Annotated in this window: 12 protein-coding genes; 1 reads left to right on the top strand and 11 read right to left on the bottom strand. The window is 45.4% G+C overall.

Annotated elements, in window-relative coordinates; translation table 11 throughout:
- Nucleotides 1-50: 50 nt before the first annotated feature.
- The 4 genes from GVN16_RS25390 to nudK all read right to left on the bottom strand — a co-directional run bounded on the left by GVN16_RS25390 (nucleotide 51) and on the right by nudK (nucleotide 3,671).
- A complete protein-coding gene (locus tag GVN16_RS25390) occupies nucleotides 51-998 on the bottom strand; it encodes a hypothetical protein (RefSeq protein WP_166566788.1) in 948 nt (315 codons plus the stop codon).
- Between the two features lie 54 nt (nucleotides 999-1,052).
- Nucleotides 1,053-2,522, bottom strand: a complete 1,470-nt coding sequence (locus GVN16_RS25385) for an MBOAT family protein (RefSeq protein WP_166566787.1) — start codon at nucleotides 2,520-2,522, stop codon at nucleotides 1,053-1,055.
- A gap of 196 nt (nucleotides 2,523-2,718) precedes the next feature.
- A complete protein-coding gene (locus GVN16_RS25380; protein WP_166566786.1) occupies nucleotides 2,719-3,084 on the bottom strand; it encodes a DUF4406 domain-containing protein in 366 nt (121 codons plus the stop codon).
- A complete protein-coding gene (nudK, locus tag GVN16_RS25375) occupies nucleotides 3,081-3,671 on the bottom strand; it encodes a GDP-mannose pyrophosphatase NudK (RefSeq protein WP_166566785.1) in 591 nt (196 codons plus the stop codon). The genes GVN16_RS25380 and nudK overlap by 4 nt, the downstream gene beginning before the upstream one ends.
- Before the next feature lie 46 nt (nucleotides 3,672-3,717).
- Between nudK and GVN16_RS25370 the strand changes: the two genes are divergently transcribed.
- Nucleotides 3,718-4,464: a DeoR/GlpR family DNA-binding transcription regulator gene (locus tag GVN16_RS25370; protein WP_166566784.1), complete on the top strand. Its 747-nt coding sequence runs from the start codon at nucleotides 3,718-3,720 to the stop codon at nucleotides 4,462-4,464.
- A gap of 4 nt (nucleotides 4,465-4,468) precedes the next feature.
- Here GVN16_RS25370 and GVN16_RS25365 read toward each other — a convergent pair whose 3' ends face one another.
- The 7 genes from GVN16_RS25365 to GVN16_RS25335 form a co-directional block, all read right to left on the bottom strand.
- Nucleotides 4,469-4,921, bottom strand: a complete 453-nt coding sequence (locus GVN16_RS25365; protein ID WP_166566783.1) for a nuclear transport factor 2 family protein — start codon at nucleotides 4,919-4,921, stop codon at nucleotides 4,469-4,471.
- 85 nt (nucleotides 4,922-5,006) lie between these two features.
- Nucleotides 5,007-5,531 (bottom strand): NADPH-dependent FMN reductase, encoded by a 525-nt coding sequence (locus GVN16_RS25360; RefSeq protein WP_166566782.1) that lies wholly within the window; start codon nucleotides 5,529-5,531, stop codon nucleotides 5,007-5,009.
- A gap of 85 nt (nucleotides 5,532-5,616) precedes the next feature.
- Nucleotides 5,617-7,281 carry a glucoamylase family protein gene (locus GVN16_RS25355; RefSeq protein ID WP_229244365.1) on the bottom strand — a complete coding sequence of 555 codons (1,665 nt, stop codon included), beginning with the start codon at nucleotides 7,279-7,281 and terminating at the stop codon, nucleotides 5,617-5,619.
- The gene (locus tag GVN16_RS25350; protein ID WP_166566781.1) at nucleotides 7,281-8,666 is read right to left on the bottom strand and encodes a glucoamylase family protein; all 1,386 of its coding nucleotides are present in this window, start codon (nucleotides 8,664-8,666) and stop codon (nucleotides 7,281-7,283) included. Before GVN16_RS25350 ends, GVN16_RS25355 begins: the two co-directional genes overlap by 1 nt.
- A 57-nt stretch (nucleotides 8,667-8,723) precedes the next feature.
- The gene (locus GVN16_RS25345; protein WP_166566780.1) at nucleotides 8,724-9,554 is read right to left on the bottom strand and encodes a LamG domain-containing protein; all 831 of its coding nucleotides are present in this window, start codon (nucleotides 9,552-9,554) and stop codon (nucleotides 8,724-8,726) included.
- A gap of 40 nt (nucleotides 9,555-9,594) precedes the next feature.
- Complete coding sequence (locus tag GVN16_RS25340; RefSeq protein WP_166566779.1) at nucleotides 9,595-11,058, bottom strand: RagB/SusD family nutrient uptake outer membrane protein; 1,464 nt, start codon at nucleotides 11,056-11,058, stop codon at nucleotides 9,595-9,597.
- A gap of 45 nt (nucleotides 11,059-11,103) precedes the next feature.
- On the bottom strand, nucleotides 11,104-14,133 hold the full coding sequence (locus GVN16_RS25335; RefSeq protein ID WP_166566778.1) for a TonB-dependent receptor: 3,030 nt from the start codon (nucleotides 14,131-14,133) through the stop codon (nucleotides 11,104-11,106).
- Between the last annotated feature and the right edge of the window lie 33 nt (nucleotides 14,134-14,166).

Raw genomic sequence — 14,166 nt, 5'->3', positions numbered from 1 at the left:
TCTTTTTTATCATGACATCTGTCTCCTGTCTGCAGGGGGCAGATGTTTTTTTATTTCGGGCCGGATTGCCTGGGCGTACTATAAATTTCCGACATGATCTGCCGGGCTACCACCGGCCTGAAGTGGGAATCTTCATAATAATTGCGATAGTCTTCTGTAAACTTATTGATGCCTGAGTAATCGGATACGTTCTCCTCTCCGAAAGTTCTTTTTATAAAATCCAGGTCTTTACGGCTGATTTTTACCTGGTTGTACAGTGGATTAATGATGATTTTGTATTGGGTCTTGTGCTTTTTTAAAATTGCCGCCATTTCAGTTAAAAATCTGGTCTGACTGGCTTTGATGGCTGGTGGGGAATAAGCCGGAATTTTAGCTCTTTTATAAAAAACAGACATTCTTTCAGGGGTATAGTATTTATTTTCCTTAATCAGTCTTTCGTTTTCGAAGAAATAGAACTCATTGGTAATCAAATCGTGGGTTCTGTATAATGTATACCTGTCTGAGAATTTTGATTCAATAAACGTCGCTATAAATTTGAGAGAAAACACCGCTTTCATGAAAGTAGCCTGGAAGTCAAGCCAGTTGCTGTAATCTACCAGTTGAGGCGAAATGATGAATAATGAACCCGGCTTGGATCTGTCATAGGAAAGAAGGCTGTTGTCCAGGACAATAATGGCATTTTTCATGATTACCCCTTTTTTATCAACGTACTGGAATTTTTTGTACATCCCGAACAAGGTTTCACCCGCAGCTACAAAATGGTAACAGCTGCTTTGCCTGGGGATGTGTTGTTTCCAGTCTGAAATTTCGAAAAATTCTGAACGGGAATTGCCGAATATAAAGGAATCGTATTTTTCAGTTTTATACCTGTTGTCAAAAATCGTAGTGCTGATGTAATCCCTGTTGAGCGGGTTTGGAAGCCTTGAGTGTGTCGGGTAGAATGCTTCGTAATGATACATAACCTTAAAAGGGTCCAGGATTAAATATAGCACTGCCATCAGGATAAATGGTATCAGAAAAAGCAGGACTGAACGTATAAATGTCTTCATAGCCTAAAACTGGAAATAAATAAATTGCTGATTCTTTGTGCTGAAATTGATAATCGCAAGAATGATCAGGTAATATAAAGCATAGCGGTAATACCATTTCCATTGTTTTGCCGCGAGAGCAAACGGATAAGGTTGTTTTCTGCCGGCCCATTCTGTCAGAATGAGCACGGAAACAGCTATAAAAATCACAGACAATTCAGACCAGTAGGCCCCGCGGGGAAGGGTGAGCGGGAAATAAGGCCTTGAAAACAATGAGCGGGAAAATATTTCCCCGAATATATCGAATGCCTGCTGAATGTCCGTTGACCTGAAAAATATCCAGGCGAAAGTCACCAGCATAAAAGTGGAGAAGATTTTCAAAAACTCTCTTAAAGTGGGTATTTTTCTGTCTTTCCCGGCTATTTCAAGGTGATTCCGGTTGGTCCCTGATAAAAGCAGGGGTAGAAAGTAAACAGCGTGTAACGTTCCCCAGGCAAGAAATGTCCAGTTGGCCCCATGCCAGAAGCCACTTATCCAGAAGACTATGAAGGTATTCCGGATTTTTTGCCAGGTCCTGCCCCGGCTGCCTCCCAGCGGGATATAGAGGTAATCTCTGAACCACGAGGTAAGCGAAATATGCCAGCGACGCCAGAACTCGGCAATGTCTCTTGAAAAATAGGGCAGGGAGAAGTTTTTCAGCAATTCTATACCAAAAAGCTTCGCAGTGCCGATGGCCATGTCGGAATAACCCGAAAAATCACCGTAAATCTGGAAAGCAAAGAGGAACGCACCGAACAGGAGTGTACTTCCTGAATACTGGTCTGAATAATTGAAAATAAGGTTGGCGTATTCTGCACATTGATCAGCAACGACAATTTTTTTGAATAGCCCCCAGAGTATTTGTTTTAACCCGTCTATTCCTGTAGCATAGTCAAAAGCCCTTTTTTTCTGAATTTGCGGCAGTAAATGGGTGGCCCTTTCAATGGGCCCCGCCACCAACAGTGGAAAAAAACTTACGAAAAGGGCGTAGGTACTGAAGTCTTTTTCCGGTCTTATTTTATTGTGATAAATGTCAATGACATAGGAAAGCCCATGGAAAGTATAGAACGATATCCCGACCGGGAGGATCACTTTAAGGCTGAAGGCGTTGGCCTGGAGCCCGAAAGAAGAGATAAGAGAGGCGAAGGATTCAGAGAAAAAGTTAAAGTATTTAAATAGCCCCAGGAATCCGAGATTAATGACAATGCTTGTCCAAAACCATCTTTTCTTTACATTCTGACGGGTTGCTTCTGATATTTTAATCCCTGTGAAATAATCGAGGAGAGTAGAAAATAAAAGAAGAAAAGTAAAACGCCAGTCCCAGGAGGCGTAAAAAAAGTAACTGGCCATCAGCAGCAACCTGTTTTGGTTCCGGAGGTTTTTACCGGCTGCAAACCAGTAAAGAAGAAAAACGACCGGAAGAAAAAGGGCAAAAGGAACAGAATCGAAAAACATAAGCTTAATCTATTTTATGTTTTTCTGACGGATAACCAGCCGGGCTCGTTTGGTTAACTGAATACATACGGATCGGTGCTTTCATGGGTTCCGGGATTTAAAGCAGAACAGGGCTTAAATCAACCACAATTTAGCGACCATATTTTGAAATATAGTTTGTTCAGGTGTTTTTTTTAAGAAATACAGGGTTTAAAGCTCAGGGGATGTTATGAATTTCACTTATGTTGTAGAAGATGGTCTTCCCTTTTGCTTTTCCTTCCCTGACCATTTCATCCGCCCCTGACGAGGGGCCGCCGATTCTCATCACCGCATCACAGTGATTTATCAGCCGGACTGCTATAGGATGGAAGATTTCGTTGAAAACAGCGTCCCCGATTTCTTTGGAACCCGCCGCTTCAATCATAGGGAGGGCAAACCACTCGCCGAGCACCGGCATATGACCCATGCGATAGACCTCGAGGGCGGTGTCTGTCATGGCTTTGACATTGAGGGCAATCAGGGCAGGGTCATCTTTCGTGCCTGACCTGTAAGGCCCCGCAATAAGTATCATCAGGGATTTCATAGTATGTTATTGATTTGAAGGTGCTGAAGGAGCATGATGGTTTTTCCGTCTTTTATTTCTCCCGTTCTGATCATTTCGAGTGCTTTTGTGAAGGGTATTTCCAGTACTTCAATGTTTTCCTGTTCGTCTTCATGGCCACCGCCTTCACTGACTTTCATGTCTTTTGAGTATTCTGCGGTGAAAAAGTAGAGAATTTCTGTAACCGAACCCGGCGACATATAAGCTTCAAACACTTTTTTTACCTCCCTGATTTTGTAACCCGTTTCTTCCTCGGTTTCGCGTCTGATACAATCTTCGGCGTTGTCTTTGTCCAGAAGTCCAGCACAGGCTTCGATAAGCATGCCTGTGGCGTTTCCGTTGACGTAGGTAGGTATTCTGAATTGTCTTGTCAGGATCACGGTCTTTAAATCCGTATTATAAAGCAATATGACGGCCCCGTTTCCCCTGTCGTAAGCTTCCCTCGACTGCCTTTGCCACTCACCTGATCTGGTTTTGAGATCGAAGGTGATTTTTTTTAGTACGTACCAATTGTCAGAAAGTACTTTTTCTTCAATTATTTTTACTTCAGGAATGAAAGAATTGATCATATTTGATTTATTTTGATTATTTTTGAGCAAAAGTAGAAAATAAAGCATGAGTTTTCAAAGCAGGAAGCAGAAAATATTAAAAATTGTTGATGAATCAGGAGAAGTGGATGTCAAAGAACTGGCATTGAGGGTGGAAACATCCGAGATAACCATCCGCCGGGATCTGACCCTGATGGCCGCTGACGGGCTGATTTTCAGGACCCACGGCGGAGCGATGAAAGTGGGCCTGGCCAATTCCCCGGTGTCTTTTGCCAACAAATCTGCCGTCAATGCAGAGAAGAAAGACTATATATGCCGCCTGGCGGCCGGTGAGATTTTTGACGGGGAAGTGATCTTCATGGACTGTGGCAGTACGACATTCAGGTTATGTCAGTTCATCAAAAACAAGAGGATAAAGGTCATTACCAATTCACTGCCGGTGGTTTATGAATTGCTCAATTCTGAAGTTTCAGTGAACCTGGCCGGCGGGGAAATTGACCAGGCCCGTCTGGCTGCCCACGGGAGCATGGCGGTGGAGCATATCAAGAGATACAAAGCTGATAAGGCTTTTTTAGGGGTAGATGGTATTTCTGCTGAAAACGGTTTAAGTGCCTTGAGTGAAAAAGAGGCAGAGATCACCCTGGCTATGGCCGGGCAGGCTGCCAGAACGTATCTGCTTTGCGACTCAGGGAAAGTAGGAAACGACAAATACCTTCATTTTGCTGATCTTGATCTTGTGGATGTGATCATTACGGAAAGCGATACCCCCCAGGTAAAACTGCTGGGGGATAAAGGTGTTCAGATCATTTGCTGATTTTTTACTGATGTTCCGATACGTCGTTGTACTGCCAGAGTACGTTGATGATTTTCCATTCGCCGTTCACTTTGACGATGTGCATGTAATCGATCCAGGTGTCCGCTATGAGTTTAACTGAGGCGGTTTTTGCGGAAATGTCCAGCAGTTTCACTTCTTTTCTCGGGTTTTTCGGGAATTTATCACCTTTAACATTATAGCTTTCTGCGAGTATCACCATATTTTCTGTGAAGAATTCAGATACGTAATCCTTTTTGGTGGCCTTGTTCTTAAACACAGACCTTTTTACCATTCGCGGGTGGAGGGCACCTTCCATAAGTTTGGGGTCGGGATTATGCTGGGCCTCGATATAGGCCAGGGCCACGCGTTTGATGTCAAGCGTATCCTGTGCGGTCTGAGCCTGCAGTTTAAAAACAGAAATAAAGAGGAAAGTAATGATAAGGGAATACTTTTTCATAAAATGTTAAGAATGGGATGAAATGTAAAACTGTATTTTTCAGTAAACGTAGGTAGTCTGTGAAAATGTATCCGCGGAAATATTTTTATGTTGACGGACCGGTCTGCTTTTCAAATGCTTTGATGAAATTCCGGATTTTCTGAAATGTTTCCGGGTCGGTAATTTCTCCTTCCGCATCTATTTTTCCTTTAATGCCCCTGATGAGGAGGGTGGTTTCCTGATCAAATGTTGCTTCCAGGGTAGACATGATCAACTGTAAGGATTCATGCCCTTTTTCGCCGGATGCAGAAGCTGTGATCAGCCCAACGGATTTATTTGAAAAGACTGTAGTAGACACACACCATTCGATAGCGTTTTTCAGACTGCCCGGTAAACTGAAAACATACTCAGGAGTACAGATAATAACGCCGTCTGCTGCTTCAATCTGGTTTCGGAGTTCGATGATCTCTGCAGGAGCCTCAAGGTCCGGGTTGAAATGAGGCAATTGATCAAGTTTCTCAAAAATAGTTACTTCAAAGATCTCTGTGCTCAGGGCGGCTATCTTTTTTAGAAGCCTGAAATTGGAAGAATTTTTACGTGTGCTTCCTGAAATAGCCAGTATTTTTTTCATGCGGGTCGGATTCATTGGGTTACAGATACAATGAATGCTAATTACCGGGAAAAAGTTTCTTTGAAGACTTTTGTTTCAGTTAATTTCAGTATGCGGACTTAAAATTCAGGTTTTTCAGGCCGGTTTTCACTTCCGGAACAGCCATGAAATGTTTCCAGAGCAATTGACTGCGGTGGTTTTCTATCATGACAATAACAGGACCCTGATCAATAGCCAGGAATGATTCCGCAAACCAGATGCTGGTCAGGTTAAAGGCATCTTTGAATCCGTATCTGCCCCATAATTTATCGCCCATTTTATAATAGAAAAACCGGAGGGCCCTCATGGATTCTTCAGGGGTATAGGGCATGGAAGAGAGGGCGGCAGTCGGCGAAATAACCCCCAGGTCATTGTTGGGTTCATGGGCAGCATAGCCGTTGTTCGAATCGCTCGCTGTCAGACCCCAGCAGTCTTTGCTGTACCCGTTATAGCTTTTTGGGTTGGTGACGCAGTATTGATAATTGATCTTTGAATGATTAACGACCTGCTCTCCAAAATCGGCGTAAGCATCGCTCAGCCCCCTCGGATCAAGCCCCAGGAAAGAGTAATGTTCAAAAAACAAGGGTCCTCCGTAAGCTCCTCCCAGCGGCAGTTTGTAATTGTAATAACTGTTGCCGTTTTTCATGGAGCCGTTACGGGCAAATCCCTGGTTGTAGACCTCATAAGATATCGGATGAGTAGGAGAGGAGGCGGCCAGTACATAGGTGATCAGGCATTCATTCCAGCCGCGGATGGCGTGGTTCATATCCCAGCCGTAATTGGGCGACCAGTGCCAGTAAAGTACGTTTTCCTTGTTTTTGGTAAACCAGTCCCATTCTACCGCTTCCCATAAGGCTGTGATGCCGGTTTTCAGAGAGGCGTCTTCCGGTTGGTTGAAATATTGCCTTGCCGTGAGTAAACCTTCCATCAAAAAGGAGGTTTCGACAAGGTCGGCCCCATCGTCTTTCTGACTGAAAGGGATGGTCTTTCCGGTGCCTCCATTGAGCCAGTGGGGGAAAGCCCCGTGGTATTTGTCGGCTTTATTTCTTAAAAACTCAGTGATTTTCTCGATCCTGGCTTTTCCCTGTTCACGGGTAATAAAGCCTCTTTCTATGGCCACGAGAATAGACATGATGCCGAAACCGGTACCGCCTGAGGTTACGATGTCTCCCGAAGTGTTTCTTTCACGGGCCATGCCGGATTCGGGATGGGCAAAATCCCAGAAGTAGGCAAAGGTTTGTTTTTGTACAAGTGTCAGTAACTCTTCATCAGGAATCCGGGCGAATTTATCTGTTGAGTCAATGGCTGTAAACAGGCTGACCAGCACTGTGGTATTCAGCGGGGTGCCTTTGGCAGATTTTAAAGCGGGTAAAATGCTGAAAGTGTATTTACTCAGATAAGGCAGCGGAGCTGCAGGAGATATCACCAGGCTGCTGTCGTGGTTGGCCAGGGTGATCGTCAGCGGAATGTTCTCATTTGGTGAACTCAGGCTGATAAAATTCGAAATTTGTTGTGCTTGCAGCGGGGCCGAGAAACTGACTTTGATCTGTGGTTTCTGATTGATGTTGGTGTAAGTCAGCTGGTTATTTTCACCATTGACGGAAATCTGTTTGTAATAAAAGCTTTCTACAGGTTCAGGAAGGGGTTCGGCCTGCTCCGTTTTTTTACACGAAACAAGCCAGACCATTCCTAAGAAAAGCAGATTCAGCAGGTTTATTTTCTTTTTAAGCATCAGTTTGTTGAAGGGCTTTGAAAGCCAAGTTTCTTTAATCCGTCTTTTATTTCAGGGCAACCCATAAAGAGTTTCCAGAACAATCCGCTTCTGTAATTTTCGATCATGACCGCTGCAGGACCCTGGTCAATGGCCAGGTAATGAGGCGGATACCAGTTGGCACTTTCAGAGAAGGCGTCATAGAATCCGTATTCTCCCCACAGTTTGTCTTTCTTTTGAGTGTACCAGTATCTCATAGCTGCCAGTGACTCACGCGGAGTATAAGGCAAAGATGATATGGCTGCCGTAGGCGAAATAACCCCCAGGTCGTTTCTCAGGTCAGGAGCATGACCGGCGTAACCGGCTACGGAATAGCTTGAGGTAAGTCCCCAGCTGTTCGGGCCGTATCCCTTGTATTTCAACGGATTCTGCACACACCAGTTGTAATTGATTCTTGACTGGTTAACATTTTCTTTCCAGTAATCAATGTATTTGTCTTTCAGCCCACGCGGATCAAGGCCCAGGTATGAATAATGAGCCCAGAACAAAGGACCACCGTTAAAGGCATTTCCCTGGTGGCTGGCTTGCAACTCAATGCCCGAAACTTTATGAGGGGCTTTTATTTTACCGTTTTCATTCCATCCTTCTTCATACACTTGAGCAGGAATACCGTAAGTTGGAGAAGAGGCTGCCAGTACATACATGATGAGGCATTCGTTGTAGCCATGTACCGGAAAATTCATTTGCCACGCATACTCAGGGCTCCAGTGCCAGTACAAGGAATTGGTACCGTTGCGATACCAGCTGAACTCGACTTCTTTCCAGAGTTTGTCTACACGCCCGGCCAGGGCTTTTTCTTCCGCAGAGCCGTCTTTGAAATATTCTCTGACACAAAGCAAGCCTTGTATCATGAAGGAAGATTCCACCAGGTCGCCGCCGTTGTCTTTTGTACCGAAAGGTTTTACTTTACCCGTTTCTCCGTACAGCCAGTGTGGCCAGGCACCGTGAAAACGATCAGCTTTTTCAAGAAAACCTACAATTTTGGTAAGTCCTTTTACCCCTTCCTGCCGGGTGATATAACCCCTGTGGATACCGGCAATGATGGCCATGACACCGAATCCTCCGCCACCGACGGTGACCACATTGGCGTCATTCTGAGGGTAATTGCCGTCTGTATGAAGGCGTTCACGGGCCATTCCGCTGACAGGTTCGGCTCCTTTCCAGAAATATTGAAAGGTTTGTTTTTCTACGATATCCAGTAATTCTTCATCAGAAATGCCTGTAGAAGCAGAAGTTTTGCTGGTTTGCTTGTGTGGGGTGTAAGTTTTTTTAGTCTGGGTCTTCTGAGCAAAATCCGGTATAAGAATAAAACAGAAAAGACCCGCCAGAATCAGTTTTTTAAACATAAGTTTTTTATTTAACCGGGAAAGGCTTTGCGGGCCTCTCCCGGTTTTTGATCGAAATTATTTTCCTCTTCCTTCCAGTTTTACCAATGAATTGATATCACTTTCACTCAGGGCTTTGTTATAAATCCTTACCTCATCAAGCTGCCCGGTCAGATAACTGGCCCAGCTTTGTTTTTCACCGCCGTTCAGGCTGGGTGTGGTCTGGAATTGTACGGTACCAAAAGCGATTTTGCCCACATCTGTAAACTTCAGTTCACCAAATTTATCGATGGTTTGGGTAGCAATTTTAGATCCGTTGACAAAGACTTTGAAAGTAGAAGTCGGGGCATCGTAACTTACTGCGATGTTGGCCCAGGTATTCCAGATGTTTTTGACGGTATAATTACCCAGCCAGGCGTCTTTGCCGTCGTTATTGACGTGAATCTTAAGAATAGCATCAGTGGCTGTAGCCCCGTTTTCAAAGAAAACAGTCAGGTTACCCCAGAATGCTTTGGTGTTCGAAAGATCAAGTACTCCCACGATACCATTGGCATTCATCGGGCTGTTTACCCAACTCGTAACCGTAAAACTTTTCAGGTTTTTGATGGCATCGCTGGCGTTGCTGGTGACATACTTGTTGATGCCGCCCTGCATAGCCTGTCCTTTGATACCTCCGGTAAAAGCCGTCCCCGTGTTTTCGCCTTCAGCTTTGGAGATGCTTTCGGTCAGGTTGTTGTCAAATGACCAGTAACCTACGAGGTTGGAAGGAGATATCTCAGCTGTGCTGGTAAAACCTCCGATAGAAAGATTGGGAGCGTAACTTTCGGGATCAAATTTTTCATAACATGAAGAAACAAGAACCGAGCCCGACAGGATACCTGCCACGAATAGATATTTAGTATTTTTCATTTTTCTTATCAATTTAAAATAATGCCTTTCCGGCTGGCTTTTAGTAACCCTGATTCTGAGTCAGAACTCCTCCGCTCAGGTCGATTTCGTTCTGAGGAATCGGCCATACTTCATTTTTACCGGCCTTAAATCCTTTGGAACCAAATACCTCAGCTCCTCTGCCTTGTCTTATCACATCAAAATAACGGTCAAATTCCATGGCCAGCTCCACTCTTCTTTCGTGGTAGATGGCTTTGCGTAGGGTGGCCTGGTCGGTAGTGGTCACGTTAGGTAAGATGTTTATTTTAGCACCCCTTGCCCTGGCTCTGACGGCGTTAAGTGAAGTAAGAGCGGCGGCAGCATTGTTAAGCTCCATGTTGGCTTCAGCATTCATCAGCAGGACTTCAGCATAGCGTATCACCCTGATATTCTGATCGGCCCCTTCATTGTACCCTGAAATGTAGGTAGTGAAAGGCACATAAGATTTCTGGTTGTACATCGGGTTGTCGCCGGCGGCAGGAATGATGTCACCGTCAGGAGTGGTTTCACCTCTGAAAATGATCGTAGCGTCTTTACGCGGATCATCCGTTTCAAATTCTGCCACAAGGCTGGCCGTAGGGATATTGAATCCCCAACCTCCGCCAACTGATCCGCGAACACCCTGAACCTGGGAGTATTGCGAGTTGGAGGCTGCGGCATTACCCAGGATTCTCTGACACTGTATTTCAAATATCGATTCAGAATTATTCTCATTTTTTACTCTGAAGCCTTGCTCGTAGTCAGGGAAAAGCTTGTAGCCCATACCCATCACCTGGTCAGTAAGCGATTTTACGTCTGCCCATTTTTTCTGATACATGGCTACTTTGGCATGAAGCGAAAGGGCCGCTCCTTTGGTCACACGACCCAGGTCTCCTGAACCGTAATTCTGAGGCAAAACACCGGCGGCTTCCGATAAATCTTTTTCGATAGCGGCCCAGACTTCTGCCTTAGGTGATCTGGCAATGTTGTATTCCGAAGCATCTTTAGCCAGGCTTAGACGCAAAGGCACGTCTCCGAAAGCCCTTACCAGTCTGAAGTAGGCATAGGCCCTGATGAACTTGGCCTCAGCCAGGTAGCGGCTTTTAAGTGCCTCATCCATCGTAATCGCCGGAATGTTGGCCAGCACCTGGTTGGCCAGGTTAATGGTCTGGTACTGACCCGACCAGAAACCTCCCAGTTGCCCGTCTGTTGAAGTCACCGTGAAATTGTCGTAAGTATTGAAGAAAGTAGCATCGCTGGGGCTGCTGCCTTTCTCTGCATCATCAGAAGCCATGCTTTCAAGGGCGATAGGAGCAAACGCCGCGTTGTTCCACTCTCTCAGGTTGGCATACATCGCATTGACGGCCTTACCGGCATCATCTGCACTGATCCAAAACTGCTGGCTGGGTTGTTGTCCTTGTGGCGGGACATCCAGAAAGCTGTTCTGACAACCTGCCAAGATTAAAAGTGCAGCGAAGCTACCTACTTTTTTTGCTAATGTTTTCATTGTCTTATATTTCAAGTAATTGTCTCTTGTTTAATTTTAATTTTATCAGAAAGTCACGTTAAGACCAACATTATACGTGGCCGAAAGCGGGTAAATACTGTTGTCAATTCCCGAGTTGATCGGTGAACTTGCCGGAATTTCAGGAGAGAACCCGCTGTATTTAAACAATGTCAGAGGGTTTTGAGCATTGGCAAATACCCTGAGTTTCTGCATTTTCCATTTGCTCATTACGTCGCCCGGAACAGTATAGCCCAGCTGTACATTTCTGATTCTGAAATAACTGCCGCTTTCTACAAAGAATGAGTTAGGCAGGTAGTTCTGGCTGCCACCGATATTGGCTGAAGGATAGGTATTTGAAGTACCCGCTCCGTGCCAGCGGTTGTCATAGAAAGCTTTGGTGAAGTTCTCGTTACCGTAACGTTTTCCTATGTTACCGTTAAAAATGTCGACACCCGCCACTCCCTGGAAGTCAAGAGCCAGGTCAAAACTTTTGTAATTGAAGCTGGTGTTGATACCGTAAGTGTATTTCGGATTTGGATTGCCTAAGGCCACCCTGTCCAATCCGCTGATGACACCGTCACCGTTGGTATCTCTGTATTTGAAATCACCCGGCTTGGCGGTCTTCTGGACCGACGCAGCCACTTCATCGGCCGTCTGGAAAACACCTGTTACCTCATAACCATAGAACTCTCCGATCGGATGTCCCACCATGGTACGTGTAGCCAGTGCACCGCCTGTAGAACCGCCACCACCACCGTAGATCGGGTTGTTTCCGGTAATTACAGAAAGCACTTTGTTGTTGTTGATGCCGATGTTCCCGCTGATGGAGTAAGAGAAACCATCATTTAAGTTATCTCTCCAGGTAGCTGCGAATTCGAATCCTTTGTTTTCAAAATCAGCCTGGTTACCCAGGATACTTCCCGAGCTTGTACCTACTGAAGAAAGGATAGGGATATCAAAAATGGCCTGTTCTGTTCTTTTGATGTAATAATCAGCTTCGACTGTCAGGTGGTTGCCTAAAAGAGCGGCTTCAAGACCTACGTTGGCTCCTACACCACGCTCCCAGACGGTTGCCGGAGGTACCACCGAGTTAATGCTGGCTCCGGTATTGGCTACACCGCCGAATATGGCTGTAAAACCTGCTTTCTGATCCACTCTCAACACAGAAATGTTGTTGGGCACGGAAGCATTACCGATTTTACCCCAGCTGGCACGAAGTTTCAAGAGGTCGAAGATGTTGGCGTCTTTCAGGAATGATTCTTCACTGATCACCCAGCCCAGACCTACTGAAGGGAAATACCCCCAGGCATTGTTGCCCGTAAAGAATTTCGACGAACCGTCGGCACGTAATGAGGCTGTCAGCAAATATTTGCTTTTGTAATCATAGTTAACACGGCCGAAATAAGATGCTACCGTCGACAAGTCACCTTCATCGCTGATGTTGGCACTGGTAACATCTCCTAATTTAATGTACAGGTCGCCGTCTGTTGAGTTAGGCACATTCTGGGCAGAACCTGTCAGTTTGTAATATTTGTATCTCTGGGCACCTTGTCCTACCAAAACCTTGATATTATGATCGTTGTTGATGGTTTTGTCGTAGGTCAGGGTGTTTTCCACAATCCAGTTGCGGTTTTCTACTCTTTCCAGGCTCAGTTTGCTGAGTGTATTCCTTTGTTTCAGGGTTGCGGCATACACAGGATTGTACTCCTGTTGCTCGTTCTGACCGTAGTCTCCACCAAAACTGGTACGGAAAGTGAAGTTTTTGGCAAATTTATATTCACCGTAAACGCTTCCGTTAATCCTGTTACGTTTGATGTCCTTGTTATAATAATCCAGGGTCACCTGCGGGTTATAGTTGGCTCCGTCACCCAGGTTGTAATCACTCGGATCACCATAAGAACCGTCTCCGTAATAAACCGGTACCACAGGTGAGGCTCCGTAAATCTGGGTGAAAATACCACCCGGAATATCATTGGTTCTGGCTGCAGAACCGATCAGGGAGAAGCCTACTTTCAGATTTTTGAAGATCTGATAGTCATTCTGGATACGGGCGGTATATCTTTTGTAATTGTTGTTCTCAACGATACCGTTCTGATCCAGGTAACCCAGTGAGAATGCATAGGTTGATTTCTCCGTTCCGCCGCTCAGGGTCAGCTGGTGGTTATGGATCAGGGCACTGCGTAATACCTGGCGTGCCCAGTCGGTACCTTCTGAAAACTTGGATGGGTCAAGCAACTGGTTGGTATTGCCGTTTGCCGCCGCCAATTCGTTGACCAAAGTAGCAAATTCGTTGGCATTGGCCATTTTTACCTGGTTGGTCACCACCTGGGAGCCCACAAAGCCATTGTAGCTTACCTGCGATTTTTCAGGACGGCCTTTCTTGGTCGTCACCAAAACCACCCCGTTGGCTGCCCTGATACCATAGATGGATTGTGCCGAGGCGTCTTTCAGGATACTTACGTTTTCGATATCCTGCGGGTTAAGGAAGTTGATGTCGTCAAACCATACGCCGTCCACGATATACAGCGGATTCGGATTCCCATAAACAGTACCCGTACCCCTGATCCTGATTTGCGGAGATTCGCCGGGTTTACCGGTGTTGGTGATATTTACCCCGGCCACTTTTCCCTGTAATGCACTGATGGCATTCGGGGAAGACTGCTTAGAGATTTCTTCGCCTTTCACATTGACGATGGCCCCGGTAACTTCAGCTTTTTTCTGTGAACCGTAACCCACTACCACTACCTGCTGAAGCTCTGTAACACTACCATCCATTTGTACATTAATAACACTTTGTCCGTTGATGGCTACCTCCTTGCTGGTGTAGCCGATGAATGAGAAAACAAGTGTGCCGTTTTCGGGAGCCGTGATGGTGTAATTTCCACTGGCGTCTGTCAGTGCCCCGATGTCCAGACCTTTTACTTTGATAGTTACCCCGGGCAAATCCCCGCTACTATCAGTTACCTTTCCTGATATTTTTATATCAGCGGCAAAGGTCACGTGCCACGCGAGAAACAAAAAGAGAGAGGTAAGTCCTCGCTGCAAAGAATACAACCTGTAAAGATTTTTTTTCATGTGATAATTTTTTTAAACCTTTTGAACATCTGA

The organism is Emticicia sp. CRIBPO (assembly GCF_009905725.1).
Classification (GTDB): domain Bacteria; phylum Bacteroidota; class Bacteroidia; order Cytophagales; family Spirosomataceae; genus Leadbetterella.
This window is presented reverse-complemented; position numbering and strand designations above follow the sequence as displayed.

Excerpts from the sequence above, each read along its gene's own strand:
- GVN16_RS25390 (WP_166566788.1), bottom strand. The coding sequence starts at position 998 with ATGGCAGTGCTATATTTAATCCTGGACCCTTTTAAGGTTATGTATCAT.
- GVN16_RS25385 (WP_166566787.1), bottom strand. The coding sequence starts at position 2,522 with ATGTTTTTCGATTCTGTTCCTTTTGCCCTTTTTCTTCCGGTCGTTTTT.
- GVN16_RS25380 (WP_166566786.1), bottom strand. The coding sequence starts at position 3,084 with ATGAAATCCCTGATGATACTTATTGCGGGGCCTTACAGGTCAGGCACG.
- nudK (WP_166566785.1), bottom strand. The coding sequence starts at position 3,671 with ATGATCAATTCTTTCATTCCTGAAGTAAAAATAATTGAAGAAAAAGTA.
- GVN16_RS25370 (WP_166566784.1), top strand. The coding sequence starts at position 3,718 with ATGAGTTTTCAAAGCAGGAAGCAGAAAATATTAAAAATTGTTGATGAA.
- GVN16_RS25365 (WP_166566783.1), bottom strand. The coding sequence starts at position 4,921 with ATGAAAAAGTATTCCCTTATCATTACTTTCCTCTTTATTTCTGTTTTT.
- GVN16_RS25360 (WP_166566782.1), bottom strand. The coding sequence starts at position 5,531 with ATGAAAAAAATACTGGCTATTTCAGGAAGCACACGTAAAAATTCTTCC.
- GVN16_RS25355 (WP_229244365.1), bottom strand. The coding sequence starts at position 7,281 with ATGCTTAAAAAGAAAATAAACCTGCTGAATCTGCTTTTCTTAGGAATG.
- GVN16_RS25350 (WP_166566781.1), bottom strand. The coding sequence starts at position 8,666 with ATGTTTAAAAAACTGATTCTGGCGGGTCTTTTCTGTTTTATTCTTATA.
- GVN16_RS25345 (WP_166566780.1), bottom strand. The coding sequence starts at position 9,554 with ATGAAAAATACTAAATATCTATTCGTGGCAGGTATCCTGTCGGGCTCG.
- GVN16_RS25340 (WP_166566779.1), bottom strand. The coding sequence starts at position 11,058 with ATGAAAACATTAGCAAAAAAAGTAGGTAGCTTCGCTGCACTTTTAATC.
- GVN16_RS25335 (WP_166566778.1), bottom strand. The coding sequence starts at position 14,133 with ATGAAAAAAAATCTTTACAGGTTGTATTCTTTGCAGCGAGGACTTACC.